Annotated in this window: 24 protein-coding genes and 1 pseudogene; 11 read left to right on the top strand and 14 right to left on the bottom strand. The window is 54.9% G+C overall.

The window, feature by feature from the left end; all coding sequences use genetic code 11:
* Positions 1 to 55: 55 nt before the first annotated feature.
* Positions 56 to 988, bottom strand: a pseudogene (locus AC6I9Z_RS01035) (bile acid:sodium symporter family protein); the annotation flags it as partial.
* Positions 989 to 1,168: 180 nt separating this feature from the next.
* Here AC6I9Z_RS01035 and AC6I9Z_RS01030 point away from each other — a divergent pair.
* Positions 1,169 to 1,627, top strand: a complete 459-nt coding sequence (locus AC6I9Z_RS01030; protein ID WP_174209008.1) for an Lrp/AsnC family transcriptional regulator — start codon at positions 1,169 to 1,171, stop codon at positions 1,625 to 1,627.
* Here AC6I9Z_RS01030 and AC6I9Z_RS01025 read toward each other — a convergent pair.
* From AC6I9Z_RS01025 to hppD, 3 genes are all read right to left on the bottom strand, one after another.
* Complete coding sequence (locus AC6I9Z_RS01025; RefSeq protein ID WP_461457819.1) at positions 1,622 to 2,638, bottom strand: fumarylacetoacetate hydrolase family protein; 1,017 nt, start codon at positions 2,636 to 2,638, stop codon at positions 1,622 to 1,624. The two genes, AC6I9Z_RS01030 and AC6I9Z_RS01025, sit on opposite strands and share 6 nt — an antisense overlap.
* 65 nt (positions 2,639 to 2,703) lie before the next feature.
* Positions 2,704 to 3,255: a VOC family protein gene (locus AC6I9Z_RS01020; RefSeq protein WP_461457821.1), complete on the bottom strand. Its 552-nt coding sequence runs from the start codon at positions 3,253 to 3,255 to the stop codon at positions 2,704 to 2,706.
* Positions 3,252 to 4,355 (bottom strand): 4-hydroxyphenylpyruvate dioxygenase, encoded by a 1,104-nt coding sequence (gene hppD, locus AC6I9Z_RS01015; RefSeq protein ID WP_461457823.1) that lies wholly within the window; start codon positions 4,353 to 4,355, stop codon positions 3,252 to 3,254. The genes AC6I9Z_RS01020 and hppD overlap by 4 nt, the downstream gene beginning before the upstream one ends.
* 178 nt (positions 4,356 to 4,533) lie before the next feature.
* Here hppD and AC6I9Z_RS01010 point away from each other — a divergent pair, with 178 nt between their 5' ends.
* Positions 4,534 to 5,283: an ion transporter gene (locus AC6I9Z_RS01010; RefSeq protein ID WP_461457825.1), complete on the top strand. Its 750-nt coding sequence runs from the start codon at positions 4,534 to 4,536 to the stop codon at positions 5,281 to 5,283.
* Here the strand turns inward: AC6I9Z_RS01010 and AC6I9Z_RS01005 are convergent, their stop codons facing one another.
* The 3 genes from AC6I9Z_RS01005 to AC6I9Z_RS00995 are packed head-to-tail and all read right to left on the bottom strand — an operon-like array spanning position 5,284 to position 6,486.
* A complete protein-coding gene (locus tag AC6I9Z_RS01005; RefSeq protein ID WP_461457827.1) occupies positions 5,284 to 5,580 on the bottom strand; it encodes a TehB family protein in 297 nt (98 codons plus the stop codon).
* A 5-nt stretch (positions 5,581 to 5,585) separates the two neighbouring features.
* A complete protein-coding gene (locus AC6I9Z_RS01000) occupies positions 5,586 to 6,032 on the bottom strand; it encodes a hypothetical protein (RefSeq protein ID WP_461457829.1) in 447 nt (148 codons plus the stop codon).
* A 34-nt stretch (positions 6,033 to 6,066) separates the two neighbouring features.
* The gene (locus AC6I9Z_RS00995) at positions 6,067 to 6,486 is read right to left on the bottom strand and encodes a group III truncated hemoglobin (protein ID WP_461457831.1); all 420 of its coding nucleotides are present in this window, start codon (positions 6,484 to 6,486) and stop codon (positions 6,067 to 6,069) included.
* Positions 6,487 to 6,568: 82 nt separating this feature from the next.
* Here AC6I9Z_RS00995 and AC6I9Z_RS00990 point away from each other — a divergent pair, with 82 nt between their 5' ends.
* The gene (locus tag AC6I9Z_RS00990) at positions 6,569 to 7,006 is read left to right on the top strand and encodes an RrF2 family transcriptional regulator (protein WP_461457833.1); all 438 of its coding nucleotides are present in this window, start codon (positions 6,569 to 6,571) and stop codon (positions 7,004 to 7,006) included.
* A 12-nt stretch (positions 7,007 to 7,018) separates the two neighbouring features.
* Here AC6I9Z_RS00990 and ribH read toward each other — a convergent pair whose 3' ends face one another.
* From ribH to AC6I9Z_RS00965, 5 genes are all read right to left on the bottom strand, one after another.
* Positions 7,019 to 7,441, bottom strand: coding sequence for a 6,7-dimethyl-8-ribityllumazine synthase (gene ribH / locus AC6I9Z_RS00985; RefSeq protein ID WP_461458238.1), 423 nt, complete (start codon positions 7,439 to 7,441; stop codon positions 7,019 to 7,021).
* Complete coding sequence (gene ribB, locus AC6I9Z_RS00980) at positions 7,441 to 8,745, bottom strand: 3,4-dihydroxy-2-butanone-4-phosphate synthase (protein WP_461457834.1); 1,305 nt, start codon at positions 8,743 to 8,745, stop codon at positions 7,441 to 7,443. The genes ribH and ribB overlap by 1 nt, the downstream gene beginning before the upstream one ends.
* 158 nt (positions 8,746 to 8,903) lie before the next feature.
* Complete coding sequence (locus AC6I9Z_RS00975) at positions 8,904 to 9,776, bottom strand: alpha/beta fold hydrolase (RefSeq protein ID WP_461457836.1); 873 nt, start codon at positions 9,774 to 9,776, stop codon at positions 8,904 to 8,906.
* Positions 9,777 to 10,076: 300 nt separating this feature from the next.
* Positions 10,077 to 10,940 (bottom strand): cytochrome b, encoded by an 864-nt coding sequence (locus tag AC6I9Z_RS00970; RefSeq protein ID WP_461457838.1) that lies wholly within the window; start codon positions 10,938 to 10,940, stop codon positions 10,077 to 10,079.
* 71 nt (positions 10,941 to 11,011) lie between these two features.
* Positions 11,012 to 11,653, bottom strand: a complete 642-nt coding sequence (locus AC6I9Z_RS00965) for a nitroreductase family protein (protein WP_461457839.1) — start codon at positions 11,651 to 11,653, stop codon at positions 11,012 to 11,014.
* A 125-nt stretch (positions 11,654 to 11,778) separates the two neighbouring features.
* On the opposite strand from AC6I9Z_RS00965, the gene AC6I9Z_RS00960 reads away from it, so the two are divergent.
* Entirely contained in the window at positions 11,779 to 12,171 is a 393-nt protein-coding gene (locus AC6I9Z_RS00960) for a winged helix-turn-helix transcriptional regulator (RefSeq protein ID WP_461457841.1), read from the top strand.
* 51 nt (positions 12,172 to 12,222) lie between these two features.
* Here the strand turns inward: AC6I9Z_RS00960 and pyk are convergent, their stop codons facing one another.
* On the bottom strand, positions 12,223 to 13,674 hold the full coding sequence (pyk, locus tag AC6I9Z_RS00955) for a pyruvate kinase (protein WP_461457843.1): 1,452 nt from the start codon (positions 13,672 to 13,674) through the stop codon (positions 12,223 to 12,225).
* A gap of 89 nt (positions 13,675 to 13,763) precedes the next feature.
* Here pyk and AC6I9Z_RS00950 point away from each other — a divergent pair, with 89 nt between their 5' ends.
* The 3 genes from AC6I9Z_RS00950 to AC6I9Z_RS00940 are packed head-to-tail and all read left to right on the top strand — an operon-like array spanning position 13,764 to position 14,723.
* Positions 13,764 to 14,072, top strand: coding sequence for a DUF1244 domain-containing protein (locus AC6I9Z_RS00950; RefSeq protein ID WP_461457845.1), 309 nt, complete (start codon positions 13,764 to 13,766; stop codon positions 14,070 to 14,072).
* Positions 14,073 to 14,117: 45 nt separating this feature from the next.
* Complete coding sequence (locus tag AC6I9Z_RS00945; protein ID WP_074203789.1) at positions 14,118 to 14,360, top strand: DUF2312 domain-containing protein; 243 nt, start codon at positions 14,118 to 14,120, stop codon at positions 14,358 to 14,360.
* A gap of 42 nt (positions 14,361 to 14,402) precedes the next feature.
* The gene (locus tag AC6I9Z_RS00940) at positions 14,403 to 14,723 is read left to right on the top strand and encodes a heavy metal-binding domain-containing protein (protein WP_229955082.1); all 321 of its coding nucleotides are present in this window, start codon (positions 14,403 to 14,405) and stop codon (positions 14,721 to 14,723) included.
* Here the strand turns inward: AC6I9Z_RS00940 and AC6I9Z_RS00935 are convergent.
* The gene (locus tag AC6I9Z_RS00935; protein WP_461457848.1) at positions 14,720 to 15,487 is read right to left on the bottom strand and encodes a CPBP family glutamic-type intramembrane protease; all 768 of its coding nucleotides are present in this window, start codon (positions 15,485 to 15,487) and stop codon (positions 14,720 to 14,722) included. The genes AC6I9Z_RS00940 and AC6I9Z_RS00935 overlap by 4 nt on opposite strands.
* A gap of 46 nt (positions 15,488 to 15,533) precedes the next feature.
* Between AC6I9Z_RS00935 and AC6I9Z_RS00930 the strand changes: the two genes are divergently transcribed.
* Genes AC6I9Z_RS00930 through ruvB form a run of 4 tightly spaced genes read left to right on the top strand, consistent with a single transcriptional unit; the run spans position 15,534 to position 18,457 of the window.
* Entirely contained in the window at positions 15,534 to 16,283 is a 750-nt protein-coding gene (locus AC6I9Z_RS00930) for a YebC/PmpR family DNA-binding transcriptional regulator (RefSeq protein WP_461457850.1), read from the top strand.
* A 10-nt stretch (positions 16,284 to 16,293) separates the two neighbouring features.
* A complete protein-coding gene (gene ruvC / locus AC6I9Z_RS00925) occupies positions 16,294 to 16,764 on the top strand; it encodes a crossover junction endodeoxyribonuclease RuvC (protein ID WP_461457852.1) in 471 nt (156 codons plus the stop codon).
* A 59-nt stretch (positions 16,765 to 16,823) separates the two neighbouring features.
* On the top strand, positions 16,824 to 17,429 hold the full coding sequence (gene ruvA / locus AC6I9Z_RS00920) for a Holliday junction branch migration protein RuvA (protein ID WP_461457854.1): 606 nt from the start codon (positions 16,824 to 16,826) through the stop codon (positions 17,427 to 17,429).
* Complete coding sequence (ruvB, locus tag AC6I9Z_RS00915) at positions 17,429 to 18,457, top strand: Holliday junction branch migration DNA helicase RuvB (RefSeq protein ID WP_461457856.1); 1,029 nt, start codon at positions 17,429 to 17,431, stop codon at positions 18,455 to 18,457. The genes ruvA and ruvB overlap by 1 nt, the downstream gene beginning before the upstream one ends.
* Positions 18,458 to 18,470: the final 13 nt, after the last annotated feature.

Raw genomic sequence — 18,470 nt, 5'->3', positions numbered from 1 at the left:
AGAGGCGACCGGATGTTGGCCGATGGAGCGAGGAAGCGCATCATGGTCGGGACCGTTATATCGCCGCATCACGACCAAAGATCGCGACCCGGTTTTTATGCCGCCCCCAACTGATTAACCCCACTGCGATCATCATTTGTACAACCCCATAAAATAGTAACGAGAACAGCACCATATCGCCAACCGGATCAGGTTCGCCCACTATCGCCGGGAACAGCGATGCCTTGAGCATGATCCCCAGATTAATGTTGCGGACAACCACTTCCATATCAATCGCCGTGGAATCGATGGAGGATAAGCGCAACGTTCGACAAATAAGCCAGCTTGACACTGCCAACACCAAAATCAGCAATATGATCGTCAGCATATTGTTCACGCCGAACGTGCCAACATCCAGCCGTCCGGACATGGAGGAGCCAATGACGATCAATATTATTCCCAATAGAGAGCCCCGCACACACCATTTGGAGAATGTCGCTGCAGAACGCGGGAACAGACGCAAATAAACCATGCCCGCCGCCAGCGGCAGCAAAAGGTTTAACGTGATTTCCATCATGATTTGCCCGCGCGGCATAATAAAGTCATCGGGCATATATTGAGCGATAAGAAATTCGAGGATCAGCGGTGTCGTCACCAGACAGGCTATGGTGGTTAATGCCGTGATGGTGATCGATAATGCCACATTACCCTGGGCAAAGTGCGTAAAGATATTGGAGGTCGTGCCACCCGGAATAGCGGCGATCAAGGCAATCCCGAATGCAACTCCGCCTGCGATGCCAAAAGCGTGAATAAACATAAAGGCCACGGCCGGCACTAGCAGCAGCTGTATCAATGAACCGCTTGTTACGGCTTTTGGTTCGAACAATATCTCTTTAAAATCCCGAAGCGTAAGCGTCGCGCCCATGCCCAGCATCGCAAGTACCAGCTGAAATACGGCGAACCAATATTCGTGCTCGATATAGAAAGTAGCCATTTGATCTCCAGGCTTTGTTGACGCGAGTTGTAGTCGTCAATGACCTGCTTAGCGCAAGTTTGTTTCAAATATCCAGCTATTCAAATCCATCGTCATCAGGTCAAAAAGAATATCAACCGACAGGCCATTTCCATTTTTCACAATTTACTTGGAATGAAGAATTCATGTGATAATATTCTGTTTATGGATGATATCATGAAAAATATTGATGACAACGATCGAAATATCCTGAAAGCTTTGCAGCAGGATGCGAGCTTGTCGCTGGAAAATCTGGCGGCGCAGCTTAGCCTGTCGACCAACGCCTGCTGGCGGCGGGTCAAACGGCTGGAAGCGGACGGCATTATTGCACGGCGGGTGGCGATCGTTGAACCGGAGGCAGTTGGCCTTGGCATGACCGCCTTTGTTGCTGTGCGCACCAATGATCATAGCGACAAATGGCTGGAGAAATTTGCCGCTGCCGCATCTTCGATTGATGAGGTGGTCGAGTTTTACCGCATGGCCGGAGAGGTGGATTATCTGCTGAAACTGCTCGTGCGCGATATGGCGGACTATGACCGGGTATATAAAAAGCTGATCAAGGCGGTGCCGCTGTCCGATGTGTCCGCGAGCTTTGCCATGGAGCGGATTAAATACGAGACGGCGGTGCCTTTATAATTTGACCGCCACCACTTCCTGCCGGATCGCCCCGAAAATCGAATGGCCATCCTCGTCCAGCATCTGCACCTTAACCGTATCGCCAGCGCTCATGAATGGCGTCTTCGCTTCGCCATCGGCAATGGTTTCGATCATCCGGATTTCAGCGATGCAGCTATAGCCGAGACCGCCTTCGGACACCGGCTTGCCGGCGCCACCATCGGCATCCTGATTGGACACCGTGCCCGAACCGATAATCGTCCCCGCACATAGCGGCCGTGTTTTCGCCGCATGGGCGACGAGGTCCGCCAGACTGAAGGTCGCATCCACGCCGGCATTGGCACGGCCAAAGGGCTCGCGGTTATAGTCGACCTGTAGCGGCAGGTGGATCACCGATCCTCTCCATGCATCACCCAGTTCATCGGGTGTCACGCAGACCGGCGAGAAAGCGCTCGGCGGCTTGGACTGGAAAAAACCGAAGCCTTTGGCGAGCTCTCCGGGTATCAGGCCGCGCAGAGAGACATCATTGCACAGCATGACCAGCTTGATGTGATCGACCGCATCATCGGCGCTGACGCCCATCGGGACGTCGTCGGTGATCACCGCAACCTCGCCTTCCATGTCGCAGCCCCATTTCGGATCGCCCAGCGGGATATCCTCACGGGGGCCAAGAAACGCGTCGGAGCCGCCTTGATACATGAGCGGGTCGCTGTAAAAGCTCTCCGGTACTTCGGCGCCGCGCGCTTTGCGCACCAATTCGACATGGTTGATATAGGCGCTGCCATCAGCCCATTGATAGGCCCGCGGTAACGGCGAATGGGCGTCATTTTCATGGAAGCGTTCGCATGGGACAACCTGATGCTCGACATCGCGGTAGAGAGCTTCCAGCTTCGGTGCGCAGTCTTCCCAATTGTCGAGGGCAGCTTGCAGGGTCGGGGTTATATTATTCGCTTCGCAGCAACGGGTCAGATCTTTCGAGACGACGACCAGCCGGCCGTCGCGTGTGTCATTTTTCAGCGTCGCGAGTTTCATAGAGTTCCCATCTTTTGTTGAAAACGGATAGTGCGCCGGAACGCGGCAACAATCAACATGCGCGTTTAATGTTCGTCGCGGGCTTTCTCATGCAGCCATGCGGCATGTTGCGGTGCCTTTTTGGTGCGGCTCCATTCTTCGAGCATTTCGGGCGCAACGCGGCGCAGTTCCTTCATCTCGTCGTCGGTTCCGATATCACAGGCGATTTCCAAACGGTGACCATTGGGGTCAAAGAAATAGATGGACTTGAAAATACCGTGATGGGTGGGACCCAGAACTTCGAGCCCCTCAGCCTCGGCATTGGCCTTGGCAGCCAGCAGTTCCTCCAGCGTATCCACCTTGAACGCAATATGCTGCACCCATGTCGGCGTGTTCGGGTCCTTGCCCATTTCCGGCTGCTCCGGCAGCTCGAAAAAGGCGAGGATATTCCCGCCCCCGGCATCCAGGAAAATATGCATGTATGGATCATATTCGCCCGTGGACGGGACCTCGTTCTCGGCAAAGGCGAGATCAAAATCCATGCCCATCACGCGCTGATAAAACTCTGTGGTTTCCTTCGCATCCTTGCAGCGATAGGCGACATGATGAATGCCGGAAAGATTGGGTGCAGAGGTCATTCTGCGGGTTCTTCCACATTAAGCACGCCGCGCGCAACCTGATCGCGCTCGATGCTTTCAAACAGCGCCTTGAAATTGCCTTCGCCAAAGCCGTCATCGCCTTTGCGCTGAATAAACTCGAAGAAGACCGGGCCTATTTGCGGCTCGGCGAAAATCTGCAGCAGAAGCCGCGGCTGGCCACCTTCTGTGGTGCCATCGAGCAATATCCCGCGACTTTGCAGCGCGCTGGCATCTTCACCATGGCCGGGCAAGCGCTCATCGAGCATCTCGTAATAGGTATTGGGCGGAGCCGTCATGAACGGAACGCCGAGTTTTTTGAGCCGGTCCCAACAGGCGACCAAATCGTCACAGATAAGGGCGATATGCTGAATGCCTTCGCCGTTAAACTCGCGCAGAAATTCCTCAATCTGGCCCTTGCCGCCTTCGCCTTCTTCATTGAGCGGGATGCGGATTTTGCCATCGGGAGCGGTCAGCGCCTTGGACGTCAGGCCGGTATATTCGCCCTTGATGTCAAAGAAGCGAATCTCGCGGAAGTTGAATAGGGTCTCGTAATAATCCGCCCAATAGGCCATCCGGCCGCCATAAACATTATGGGTCAGGTGGTCGATAATGTCGAACCCTGCGCCGACCGGATTGCGGTCAACACCGGGCAGATATTCAAAGTCGATATCATAGATGGACAGCGCATCGCCTCGTTCTTCATCGGCATAGCGATCGACCAGATAGAGAATCGCTCCGCCAATGCCGCGAATGGCCGGGATATGCAGTTCCATCGGGCCGGTTTCGACTGCCACGGGTTCCGCGCCTTTTTCCAGCAGATGCGCGTAAGCTTTTCGTGCATCCTTGACCCGGAAGGCCATACCGCAGGCTGACGGACCATGTTCGCGTGCGAAATACCAGGCCGCCGATTTCGGTTCATAGTTGATGATCAGGTTGATCTGTCCCTGGCGCCACAAATGCACATCCTTGGAACGATGCTGCGCAATGCGGGTAAAGCCCATGACTTCGAAAACAGGTTCGAGCACGCCTTTTTCTGGTGCACAAAATTCCACAAATTCAAAGCCATCAAGGCCAGCCGGGTTTTCGAAAAGATCAGCCATGGATGCATTCCTTACAGAGTAGAGCAATATAGTTACAAATGAAACTATAGCGGAGCCGACCACAGAAGGCAAGAGCGACAAAGCGGTCAATCGTGACTTGATCCGAAGATGGTAAATCGCCAAATGGCAGAATTCAAAGTCAAAAAAGGTACGCCTAGTGATCCAGAAGATCAAAAGCTTGATCGAATCATCCCTGTTTCAAAATGCGATCATGGCGGTGATTGTGATCAATGCGATTGTTATCGGACTGGAAACATCGGCCGGAATGATGGCATCGTTCGGCCCGGTTCTGATCGCTCTGGACCAGATCGCCATCACCATTTTTGTAGTCGAAATTCTTCTGAAGCTGCTGGTTTACCGCATGCAGTTTTTCCGCAGTGGCTGGAATAATTTTGACTTCGTCATTGTTTCCGCTGCGCTGCTGCCACTGGGCGGAAATTTCGCAATTCTTCGCGCGCTTCGCATTGTGCGGGCTTTCCGTCTGGTCTCTGCCATGCCGAAAATGCGTCAGGTCGTGCAGGGCCTGCTTTCCGCGATACCGTCCATGGGATCGGTTATCCTGCTGCTGGGCCTGATTTTCTATGTTGCGGCGGTGATGGCGACGAAACTTTTCGGCGGCTCCTTTCCGCAATGGTTCGGTTCGGTCGGCGCATCGCTTTATTCACTGTTCCAGATCATGACGCTGGAAAGTTGGTCGATGGGCATCGTCCGCCCGATCATGGAAGTCTATCCATGGGCCTGGGCGTTTTTCGTGCCCTTTGTTCTGGTGACATCCTTTGTCGTGCTCAACCTGTTCATCGCGATCATCGTCAATGCAATGCACGAGGAAGCGGACGAAGAACAAAGTGCTCAGCGGGACATCATCCTGGAGGAGATACGCGGACTGCGTCAGGAAGTCGCGGCGATGCGAAGTGACAAGACGAATTGATCACCCCTTGCTGATGCCGGAGCCGATATCCGGCTTTTCGCGATAAAAATGGACCTGCATCTGCATTGGGCCGATCAACGCCACATGATGCAGTATTTCCGGCTCGATCAATTGACGATCTCCCACCGTCATCAGGCGGGTGTCCTGACTTTCTTCAATGACATAATTGAGGCTACCACTGAGAATCTCCAGCACCCCCCAAGCACCGGCTTTAGTGCTATGGGCTGCTTGCAGGGCTTTGGGCAGGCTTGTTTCATCAAAAACTGGCGTCGAACTATAGGGTTTGGGTGCGCTCATATCGTTCACATGACCGCAAAGCGGATGATTGCGATACCAAGGCCAAATAGAGCGAAAACTATCGGCACAACCAACATCTGCCCATAGACGGCACCAAAGCTCATCCGGCCGGTATAGGTATCAAACTTGCTATTGGTCCACTGGCTCTTTTGTTTCGTGCGGTCCGATGCTGCCAAGCCGTTCAGGACAAATGCGGTACCAAAATACATAATGGCATAGAGCATGCTGATGGCGATCATGAACAAGGCGCGGCCGTCATGGCCCGTGCCCAGGATGAGACCGAAAAAGAACATGGCATAGCTTGCAGCCATACTGCCCCAGATCACTGCGGGAATACCGAAGGTGCGCGCTTCGGGTTGAGTGGGAGTGGCAAGCGCAACCAGCTTGTGAGGCGCAGCTTCGTGATAATATTCATCGCTTTGGACGGCCATATTATTCTCATCGAGTAACATTATTCGTCTCCTTCTTTTGCTTTTTGGTGGGCAGTCAATCGCGATGGATGGAAATGCCGGTCATCAGGCTTTCAGCAATTCGAGCCGCACGTTCGGACAGAAATTGGCAGGCAGCGGCGTTTGGCATCAACTCAGGTAATGTCTGGTCAAACAGAGCAAGCCAGTGATTGAAATGGGAGCGTTCGATATCCGGGATCGCCAGATGCTTTATCATTGGATTCCCATGAAACCTGCCCGATTCAATCGCGATCGACGTCCAGAAGTCTTTCATACGCACAAGATGAGGCGGCCAGTTGGTGATCTTCTCATTGAATATCGGCCCCAGCAAAGCATCGCTGCGGATCTTTTCATAGAAGCCTTCTACCAGATCGGAAATCCGCTCTTCGGTAATCCCAAGGGCTTCTGCATGGGCGGCTTTTTCTTCTCTGGCAGCAATGGTGTGCGCATGTGGCATCGTGAAACTCGTTTAAAGAGGTATATAATATGCCTCTTATACCGGCCTTGAATTTAAAAGCAATATATAATATGCATGTTTAATGAGATTGACGACACAGACCGATTACGCGCTGCGGACATTGATGTTCCTGGCATCACAGGAAGGCAGTCAGACAATTGACGATATTGCCTCCGCCTACGGCATTTCAAAAAACCATTTGATGAAAGTCGTGCAGCGTCTGGCCAGTGAAGGCTTCATCATCAGCCAGCGCGGGCGAGGCGGGGGATTGACCCTGGCCCGTGATCCCGCAGAGATTAACATTGGCGCCGTCGTCCGCGCGCTTGAAGAGGTCAGTCAATTTGTCGAATGCAGCCCCGGCTCGACCAATAATTGTATCGTGACGCCGGTATGCGGCCTTTCCCATATGCTGACCGATGCCGTGGAGGCCTTTCTATGCCATCTTGATCAGTTCACCCTGTCTGACGCGATGGGCAAGAAGAACAGATTTGCGGATATATTCGAGGTCGCTTTGACCTGAACCTGAAGGACCTCAGCCGGTAAATCGCTGCCCCAGTTCATGCATGGCAACAGCCGCTTTGGCTGCTTCTCCGCCTTTGTCTTTCTGTCCTTTGTCGGCCCGAGCCAAAGCCTGTGCTTCATTCTCAACCGTGATGATTCCGTTGCCGATCGCCGCTCCGTCGAGTGTCAGCGCCATGATACCGCGCGCGCTTTCATTGGAGACGATTTCAAAATGATAGGTTTCCCCGCGCAGGACCACGCCGAGCGCGACAAAGCCATCATATTCTCCGCTATCGATCGCAAGGGAGATCGCGCCGGGTACTTCCAGCGCACCAGGGACGGTCAGCATCTCATGCTCATGGCCAGCTGCTTCCAGAGCGGCCTTGGCGCCGTCCAGCAGCATGTCATTCAAATGGTCATAAAAACGCGCTTCAACGATCAGGAATTTGGCCATCATGCAGTCTCCAGTTCTTTGGCATCAGCCGTGGGTATGGCCCGCTGACCAACAATGCGCAGGCCATAAGCATCCAGTCCGACCAGGTCATGGCTGGTGTTGGATAGCAATTCCATATCGCTCACTCCCAGCTCGGTCAGGATCTGCGCCCCGACACCATAGTCGCGAAGTTGATCCATATCCGCCGGTTTTTCGCCTTTCAGCCGTGCGACCTGACGGGAATAGAAATCCGGTATCCGCGGGCTGATAAAGACGATAATGCCGGAGCCAGCCTCACCAATAATCTTCATGGACTCAGCCAGCGTGCCGCTATGCGCACCGGTCTTGCCAAATACATCACTGAAAATCGCGGTGGCATGCATGCGGACCAAGGTCGGGCTTTCCGGATCGACATGGCCTTTTTGCAATACGATCTGTTCCGACTCCGTTGCGGTGTTGAAGAAAGTAATCGCCTTCCACTCGCCGCCCCAGCGGCTTTCAAATGTCGCTTCGGCTCGCTTCTGCGCCAGATGATCATGGCGCAGCCGGTAAGCGATTAGATCGCGGATCGTACCGATTTTCATGCCGTGATGCTGCGCAAATTCGATGAGATCATCGAGCCGTGCCATTTCGCCATCATCTTTCATGATCTCGCAGATCACCCCAGACGGGTTGAGACCGGCCAGCCGCGACACATCTACCGCTGCTTCGGTATGACCTGCACGCACCAGCACACCGCCATTGCGCGCCTGTAGCGGGAAGACATGACCCGGCGTCACAATTTCGCTTTTGTCCTTGGTGCCATCAATCGCCACCGCCACGGTGCGGGCGCGGTCTGCGGCCGAAATACCTGTGGTCACGCCGTCGCGCGCCTCAATCGAGATAGTGAAGGCCGTTTCATGGGCGGTCCGGTTATTCTGGCTCATCATGTCGAGACCCAGTTCCTCAACCCGGTCCCTGGCCATCGCCAGACAGATAAGCCCGCGGCCATATTTCGCCATGAAGTTGATCGCGTCCGGTGTCGCCATTTGCGCCGGGATGATAAGATCGCCCTCATTCTCCCGGTCTTCGTCATCAACCAGGATATACATGCGTCCGTTGCGCGCCTCGTTGATAATTTCTTCCGCCGTTGCCATCACGCTGTTGCCGCCGCTCGCGAGATATTTCTCCAGCTTGCCCAAAGTCTCGGCCGTCGGATTCCAGTCCGCCTCACCCAGCCGCCGCAGGCTGTTGGAGTGAAGGCCGGCAGCGCGGGCCAAGCCAGCGCGCGTTTCCTTGCCGGAATCGATCAATTCAATCAGTTGTTCTATCAATATCTTGCTCATGGAAGCCGCCTGTCTGTTATCTATGTCGCGTTGGTATCACACTGTAATGTGATACGTCCAGAGCTTTATCACATCAAATGTGATAGTCTGTGATGCGAGACTGGGTTCAGGGATGTCGAACCTGATTCAGCATGATAAATTATTAGCCGTGCGGGCAGCTACAGAAACGCCCTGAGCTCTCCGACAAACTGGTCGAACTGGTCATGATGCAGCCAGTGACCGGCATTGGCAAAGCTTTTGACCGATACGTTATCGCCAAAATATTGCATCCGGCCATCCTTCTGGGGATTGCTGGCCCAGCTGTCATCGCCATAGTGCAACTGAGTCGGGCAGGTGATATTGCCCCATAGTTGCTGGATATCGGATTGTTGCAGATCAATCGAATCCCAATGCTGTACATAAGGGTCGAATTTCCAGCTGTAACTGCCATCCTCATTGCGGATCACCGCATGCGTGGTCAGGTGCCGGGCCTGTTCGTCGGACAGGTGACCATTGGCGTCCTGCATCCGTTTGAGCGCATCCTCAAAAGTGGCATAGCGCTTCACCTGCCGTCCGGCGGCCTTGCGCTTTTCGTCGATGCTGTTGCGGACCCGTTGCAGCTGGCCGGTTTTCTCACGCTCGGCGAGCATTTCGGGACTGGGACCCAATCCTTCAATTGCGACCAGCTTCCGCACCGTATCGGGATAGAGCCCCGTATAACGCAGGGCGATATTGCCGCCCATGCTGTGCGCGACAATCGTCACCGGGGACAGGTCAAGCTGGTGGATCAGCTGCGCCAGATCCGTCACCATCGCCATGGTGGTGTAATTGCCATCGGTGCTCCACTGACTGTCGCCATGGCCGCGGACATCAGGCGCGATAATATGCCAGTCACTACGCAGCGCCTGCGCCACCCAATCCCAGTTGCGGCAATGATCCTTGCCCCCGTGCAGCAGGATGAGCGGCGGCTTTTCGGCATTGCCCCAATCGGCATAATGCAGCCGAAGCCGCTGGGAGAAATAGCTATGTGAAGCGGGGCCGACCAGATCCATATTCTATCCTGTTTGCTTGTGCGATGAGAAACGCGAGACCAATAACCGGATATTCCCTGGTCAAAGATCACAGATGACCCTTCCTTTAGTCCGCCGGGGATGGTTCGACAAGCATCGCAATTGTTAGATGGCAGTCAGACCGATCATGTCAGTGGAAGCGGACCCAAAACTCTGCAGGGTTCGCCGACCGCGATTTTGCACCACCACATTTGGCAAAATGTGTGTCCTTCAAAAAATGATCATGGAAGTCCGCAATATCCCGAAAGCGGACGCAAGTTGATCCAGATTTTTTTGAGAAACCTAACTCACCATTCTTTTCAACGCGGCGTCGTGCTTATCTAAGAAATGATGCTTTAACGCGCCAAGGATATGAGCGCCCAATATGATATAGAGCAGATACGGCAGAATATATTTATGGAAAGTTCCCCAAATTATATATGCGTCGCTCTTTCCCCAGAACGGCTCAATTTCCAATCCGAAGAAATAGGTTGGATATCCATGAAAACTGGTCATCACATAACCCGTAACAGGCACGGCAATCATCATAACGTACAACATGATATGTACGCGATGTGCCCATCTATGTTCAGCCGGTTTGAGTGAAGCATCGAGCGCCGGATGCTGTGATCGTCTGTTCCAGAACAAACGGACTAAAAGCAGGACAAAAACCAGCACACCTATTGTTTTGTGCACGACATAATAGTGATTTCGGAACCATGTATCCTCCGGGATCATCGATGCGAAGATTCCCATGGGAATAAGGGCAATGAACAAAATCGCCGTTGTCCAATGAATCATTCGCGAAACAAATCCGTAGCGATCAGGTTCGTTTTCTGCAGGCAACTCCAGTACTTCGCTGCTCTTAGTTTGCCGATAGGCAGCAATGAACAGCATCAACCCAGCCACCAAAGCCACGGCTGCCTGCATCCAAAGCATGGCGGGTTTCGCAGAGTCCATCGGCGTCTGATTGGGTTTTGGATTTTCCAGGATGCCGGTCCCCAATATATTTGCGAACCATGTGACGATTGCAAAACACCCCAGTGCCGCCAGCAACGTGCCAAATGCCCGAACCTTGGGCGTGCGATAGTTCATGAACCACGCAGTTAAAACCGATGAGACTACGATCGCCAGTGCAATCCAACTTTCACCATTTGAAACAGTCATTGATTTTCCTTGAGAATTGGAATTTGCTGAAAGCGCTCTGGCCTTGTTCCGGATCGAAAACCAGCGGCACTCTAATCGACTTGAGTCACCATGGTTTCGCGTGACTTGCGCACTTTTGCCATCGGTAACAACCAATCTCCCGCTGGATCACGATAGCCCAGAGGTAAAAGGACAACCGAACGTAACCCGCGTTCTCTCAAACCGAGGATTTTGTCCACCGCTGGGGGATCGAAGCCCTCCATCGGCGTGCTGTCGACTTCTTGTTCGGCGGCGGCTACCAAAGCTACGCCCACGGCAATATAGGCCTGGCGGGCTGCATGCGCATAATTCACCTCTGCATCGCGTGGAACATAGTTGGACTTCAGGTTGCCATAATATTGATGAATCAATGGTATTTCGCCGCGCGCTTCGATATTTAACCGAGTAACGTCGTCGATACGCTCGTCTGTATAGTTATCCCATGCCGCGAAAACCAATAGATGAGAACCATCGGTAATCGGCGACTGGTCGCCAGCGGCCGCTCGAACTTCAGCTAAAACATCGGGATTGGTCACCAGAATAAGTTCAAACGGCTGCGTACCGCTGGATGTAGGTGTCATACGAACCGCCTCCACGATTGCATCAACCTTTTCCTGTGGAACGGCCTTTGCCGGATCCATTTTCTTTGTGGCATAGCGCCAGTTCAAATGTTCAATCAGGGTCTTGCCGGCCATTTCTTCACTCCTATTGTCAGTGCTCGCACGCACTGGTATACTTTTGTGACTAACGATATATTGGGAACCTAAATTTCCCGCAAGAGGGCACAATTATGAGCCTCGGTTACATAAAGGGAACCACCATGCCGAATTCAGATCCAGATTCACAGCAATGCCCCAATTGCAAACGTATCAACGAAGTCCTGACACGTGTTGGAGACCGTTGGAGCGTCCTCGTGATTATATCGCTTTCCAATTATGGAATCCTGCGCTTCAATGAACTGAAACGGAATCTGGGAATTTCACAGCGGATGCTCAGTCGCACTTTGCGCGAATTGGAGCGGGACGGCCTTGTCAATCGTACTTACTATCCGACCATCCCGCCCAAGGTGGAATATAGTCTAACTCCGATGGGTGACTCATTTCGAGAGCCCGTAAACGCACTGGGTTGTTGGGCGCTTGAGAATCTCACGAATATTGATGCGGCCCGTGAGAGTTACGATGTTGCGTCAGAAAGGCAAATGGCAGCTAGCTAACGTCCGCTTTTGTGCCCAAAAAGGACGTTGAAGCATCACCGCCCGATCTGCTCAACCACCCTTCAACTCATTCCCGCTCAACCGCACAACGTGCAGCAAGTTGGTCGATCCCGGTGTTCCAAAGGGTACACCGGCGCAGACGATCAATCGCGAGCCGGCCTCGCCCAGCTTGTGGCGCAGGGCCATCCGTTTGGCCTTGGCGATCATTTCCTCAAAATCGCTGACATCGCGGGTGACGACGGCATGGGCACCCCATAGCAGGCCAACGCGGCGCGCGGTCTGGCGATTGGGGGTGAGGACCAGCAAGGGCACTGAAGGCCGTTCTCTTGCCATACGGCGCGCGGTCGAGCCGGATGTCGTGAAACATACGATGGCCGACGTCTCTATTGTCCGCGCAATATTATAGCTCGCAGCGGCCAGCGCATCGGCGGTTGTTTCATCCGGCACGGTTTCGGTGAAATGCACGCGTTCGGCATAAGAGGGATCATTTTCGACCTGCGCCGCTATCCGGTCCATCATCGTTGCCGATTCAATCGGCCAATCGCCAACGGCGGATTCCGCCGACAGCATGATGGCATCCGCGCCGTCATAGATGGCGGTGGCGACGTCAGAGACTTCGGCCCGCGTCGGCGTTGGCGACTTGATCATCGATTCCAACATCTGGGTCGCGACCACCACCGGACGACCCAGCTTGCGTGCTGAGGCGACAATCTGTTTCTGTAATGGCGGGACCTGTTCTGGAAGCAATTCGACGCCCAGATCACCCCGCGCGACCATCACCGCGTCGGATAGCTCCAATATCTCATCCAGCCGGTCTATCGCGGCCGGCTTTTCAATCTTCGCTAGCAAGGCCGCCTTGCCGCCAATCAGTCGCCGTGCTTCGGCAACATCTTCGGGGCGCTGTACGAAACTCAGCGCGATCCAGTCGACATTCTGTTCCAGCGCAAAGGTCAGGTCCCTGCGATCCTTGTCGGTGAGGGAGCTGACAGGTAGCACCACTTCAGGGACATTGACGCCCTTGCGATCCGAAATTGGTCCGCCGACAACTACCTTGGTCTCGACGCTCTTCCCATCGGCTTTGGTAACCTCCAGCCGGATCTTGCCGTCATCCAGAAGCAGCGTATGGCCGGGCTCCAGCGTCTCGATAATTTCGCGGTGCGGCAGGTTGACCCGCTTGGCATCGCCCTTTTTCTTTTGCAGATCGAGGGTGAATTTCGCTCCCGTTTTCAGTTCGACAGGCTCCTTGGCAAAGGTTCCGATGCGTAGTTTCGGACCTTGCAAATCAGCCAGGATTGTAATCGGCCGCCCGACTTTTTTCTCCAGCGCGCGGATTGAATCGACATTTTTGGCATGGGCCTTGTGTTCGCCATGGCTCATGTTCATGCGAAACGCATCCACACCGGCCTTGTACATTTTTTCGATCATGGCCGGACTGCCGCTGGCCGGACCAAGGGTGGCAAGCACCTTTACTTTGCGGTCGCGGGAGAACATATGCGCTGCCATCGAAAATTCCTGTTTTGGTGCTTTAAATTCACGCCTGTTAGCCCCAAATCATGACAGGATAAAAACAAAAAGCAACGGAAGCATTTCACATGACAGAACAAATTTCTGATGCAGCGGCTGCGGCGGCCTTTCGCCGCCTGGTCAAGCATTTGCAGCACCGCCATGATGCGGAAAATATCGACCTGATGGGGCTTGCCGGTTTCTGCCGCAACTGCCTGGCCGACTGGGTCATGGAAGCAACCAATGATGTGGGCGGAAACATGACCAAGGAAGAGGCCCGCATGGCCATTCACGGCATGCCGTCATCCGAATGGAAGAGAAAGTTCCAGACAGAAGCGACGCCAGAAAAACTGCAGCGGATGAAGGAAAGCGTAGCCAAGAATGAGAGCGTCGACTAAAGCGGCTACACGAATCCAAAAACATATTTTCTGGAGAATTTGAGAATGAGCGAAGGCAATGTTGCCGCAGACCAGCTGCGTCTGTTTATTGAACGTATCGAGCGGCTGGAAGAAGAGAAAAAGGGCATTGCCGACGATATTCGTGATGTCTATTCCGAGGCGAAATCACAGGGCTATGATGCGAAAATCATGCGCCAGATCGTCCGCCTGCGCAAAATGGAAACCCATGACCGTCAGGAAATGGAAGCCATACTCGACACCTATAAGTCGGCGCTTGGTCTCGCCTGAACGATCCGCTAACATCCCGGCTTTCACATCGGGAGAGCAAGCATGATTGTCACGACAACACCCAGTATTGAAGGAAAAGCGATCCGCGATTATCGCGGCATCGTTATTGGCGAGGTGATTGTCGGCGCGAACCTGTTTCGCGACCTGTTCGCCAGCATTACCGATATTGTCGGTGGCCGCTCCGGCAAATATGAAAATGTCCTGAAACGCGCGCGGGATGAGGCCTTGCTGGAAATGCAGGCCGAAGCGGCTAAGCTCGGCGGAAATGCGGTGGTCGGTGTGGATCTCGACTACGAAGTGGTTGGCGACAAGGGATCGATGCTGATGGTATCCGCGTCGGGAACTGCAGTCGTCACAGACTAGAGAATGTCCGGCCGCGTCAGCAGGACGTAGACCAGACCGCTAGTCGCGATCAGGTTATAAGCCATGTGCATCGCCATATTGGCCCACCAGCCATAACGGATTCTGGCATAGCCCCAGATCAGACCGCCCACTGTCTGTGGCAGTACAAAGGGTAGCAGCGCAGCCGGATTGTCACCGGCATAGTTGAACACGTGCACGGAGCCAAAGAGCAGCGCCTGGCTCCAGAAGACCAGTGGGAAAATCCGAATATACCATCCCGGCACCGGCCGTTTCCAGAATATGATTACACCAATCAACACGGCAGCGGCAATCACGGCCAACAAAACCGCGGTGCCCATGGAAGCGGGACCGGGCCACCCCAATTGCTCATAACTATATGTCAGTCCCATCCACAGAAGCAGCCCGGAGACGGGGATAAGCAGCCGCGGCGAACCACTGAGCCACGAGCGGAACATCAGCTCTTCAACAATTGGTCCGGCGATAACAACGATCAGCAAAAGCTGCCAGATCGGTCGCTCGAACAGGCCTGCCATGCTGTTCGACATTGAGACATCAAAGGCCAGCATGACCGGAAATAGCAGGATCGCGAGTGCGGCGACGATCATGCAGTTGACCGCGAAAAGCCAGATGAGATCAGCTGGTTTCCCGGTCCTTTGCAATTCGTTATCCGCCAGTTTCGGCGCGCGCAGAAAGGTAAGCAGATCGCGGGTGGTCGCCATCAGACGGCCGGTTGCCCATCCAATGGTTGAGTTGGGTTCGAACATGCGGCAAAGAGCCTCAATAACAATAATTCAGGTACGGACGAATCATATGGCAGGCCATAGTAAATTTGCAAATATCAAACACCGCAAGGGCGCACAGGACAAGAAACGCTCGGCGATGTTCTCGAAACTCAGCCGCGAGATTACCGTGGCGGCAAAGTCCGGCATGCCGGACCCGGACATGAATCCGCGCCTGCGCCTCGCGGTGAACAACGCCAAAGGCCAGTCCATGCCCAAGGATAATATCCAGCGTGCGATCGATAAGGCATCAGCCAGCGAAGGCGATGACTATAAGGAAGTTCGTTATGAAGGCTTTGGCCCCGGCGGCGTTTCGCTGATCGTTGAAGCGCTCACCGACAATACCAATCGCACTGTGACCAATGTGCGCACCATCTTTTCCCGCAATGGCGGCAATATGGGCGAGAGCGGCTCGGTCGCTCATGGTTTTGAACGGGTCGGTTACATCGCCTATCCCGCCAGTGCCGGTGATGAGGACACGGTGATGGAAGCGGTGATGGAAGCCGGCGGTGATGACATTCAATCCTCCGAAGACGGCCATGAAATCTGGACCGCGATGGAAGATCTGCACGAAGTTGCCGGTGCGCTGGAAAAATCTCTTGGTGAAGCGGAGAGCGTGAAGCTGGCGTGGAAACCGTCGGTGGAAGTGGAAGTCGATGCGGCGCAGGCGGAAACACTGCTGGGCCTGATCGACGCGCTGGAAGATGATGACGATGTCCAGGCGGTGCACGGTAATTACAGCGTGTCCGATGAAATCATGGAACAACTGAACGCCGGGTGATCATGAAGCCATGATCATCCTCGGCCTCGACCCCGGTCTTGGTACCACTGGCTGGGGCGTTATCAGCGCCGAGGGTAATCGGCTGTCGCATATTGCCAATGGCCAGATAAAGACCGATCCGAAAATGCAGCTGGCAAGCCGGTTGCTGAAGCTCGATCTGGAACTGACCGACTTGCTGCTGGAATATAAACCGGACGCGGCGGCGGTTGAGGAAGTGTTCGTCAACTCCAACCCGCAAAGCACGCTAAAGCTTGGGCAGGCGCGCGGCGTTGTGCTGCTCGGTGCGTCGCGTTCCGGGATTGAGGTCGGAGAATATGCCGCGCGAGCGGTCAAGAAATCGGTCGTCGGCGTGGGTAAGGCGGATAAGGATCAGGTGCAGGCCATGCTCAAAATCCTGCTGCCCGGCGTGAAGCTGGTTGGCCATGATGCTGCTGACGCTTTGGCCGTGGCGATTACGCACGCGCATCATCGAAAGCGTTGAGGGCAAAAAAGAACAAAACAAAAACTCGACAGATTCGCCAGTCGCGCTAAAACACTATCATGATTGCAAAACTCACCGGTATTATCGACGAAATCGGCACGGATAATATTGTGCTGGATGTGAATGGCGTGGGCTATCTGGTCTTTGCCTCGTCGCGGACCATTACCGCCATTGGCGGGGTTGGCGATGGCGCGACCATCTATACGGAAATGCAGGTCAGCGAGAATGATATGCGCCTGATGGGTTTTGCCAGCGGGTCTGAGCGCGACTGGTTCCGCTTGCTGATCTCTGTCCAGGGTGTCGGTGGTAAGGTTGCTTTGGCGATCCTCTCCGCACTCGAACCCGGCGAGATCAGCCGCGCCGTGGCGACCGGCGACAAGGCGATGGTCGCGCGGGCCAATGGCGTGGGGCCAAAACTGGCGCTGCGCATTGTCAACGAGCTGAAAGACAAGGTCGGCACCATCGCGACCGACCCGATTGCGGGCAGCGGCAGCGCGGTTCATGCGCCGTCCAATAACAGCGCCGATGCGGTGAGCGCGCTGCAAAATCTGGGCTTCAAACCAGCCGAGGCGAGCGCAGCCGTGGCGGCGGCCGATGCCGAGGTAGGCGATGGTGTGACATTGGATGCACTGGTGCGGCTGGCGCTGAAAAAGGCGGCGAAGTGATGACGGACCCTGACCGCCTCTCATCGCCCGAACGCAAGGTCGAGGATATCGATGCCGCGTTGCGCCCGAAATCGCTTGATGAATTTATCGGGCAAGAAGCGGCGCGGTCCAATCTGCGCGTGTTTATCGAGGCCGCGAAAAGCCGGAGCGAGGCGCTGGACCACACGTTGTTCTTTGGTCCGCCGGGGCTTGGCAAAACCACGCTGGCGCAGATTATCGCGCGTGAGCTCGGCGTCGGTTTTCGCGCGACATCCGGCCCGGTCATTGCCAAATCGGGTGATCTCGCGGCACTGCTGACCAATCTTGAGGAAGGCGATGTGCTTTTCATCGATGAAATTCACCGGCTCAATCCGGTGGTCGAGGAAGTGCTCTATCCGGCAATGGAGGACCGCGCGCTCGATCTGATCATTGGCGAAGGGCCATCTGCGCGCAGCGTGCGGATCGACCTGCCGCAATTCACCCTGATCGGTGCGACGACGCGGCAGGGACTCCTCACCACGCCGCTGCGCGACCGTTTCGGCATTCCGGTGCGGCTGAACTTTTATACCACCGAGGAACTGGAAAAAGTCGTCCACCGCGCGGCGAAATTGCTCAGTCTCGACATCGCGCCCGATGGCGCCACAGAGGTCGCCCGCCGCGCCCGCGGAACGCCGCGTATCGCCGGGCGCCTGCTCCGCCGCGTGCGGGATTTCGCCAATGTGGCGGGGGCCGCCACGGTGGACCAGAAAACCGCCGACGCCTCGCTCACGCGGCTGGAGGTGGACAGTATCGGCCTTGATGCCATGGATCGCCGCTATCTCCATATGATCGCTGATATTTACAAGGGCGGCCCCGTAGGTGTGGAAACGCTCGCGGCTGGCCTCAGCGAACCGCGCGATACGATCGAGGAAGTGATTGAGCCCTATCTTATCCAGCTCGGCTTGGTCGCCCGTACGGCCAGAGGCCGCGCCCTCAATGATCGCGGCTGGCAGCATCTCGGGCTGAAACCGCCACCGGGCAAGGAAGTGGACGGGCAGCTTTTTGACTAGCGCCATGCTTGGG

Source organism: Parasphingorhabdus sp. (assembly GCF_059726685.1).
Note: the sequence above shows the minus strand (reverse complement) of the source record. Positions and strands in the feature narration are given on the sequence as shown.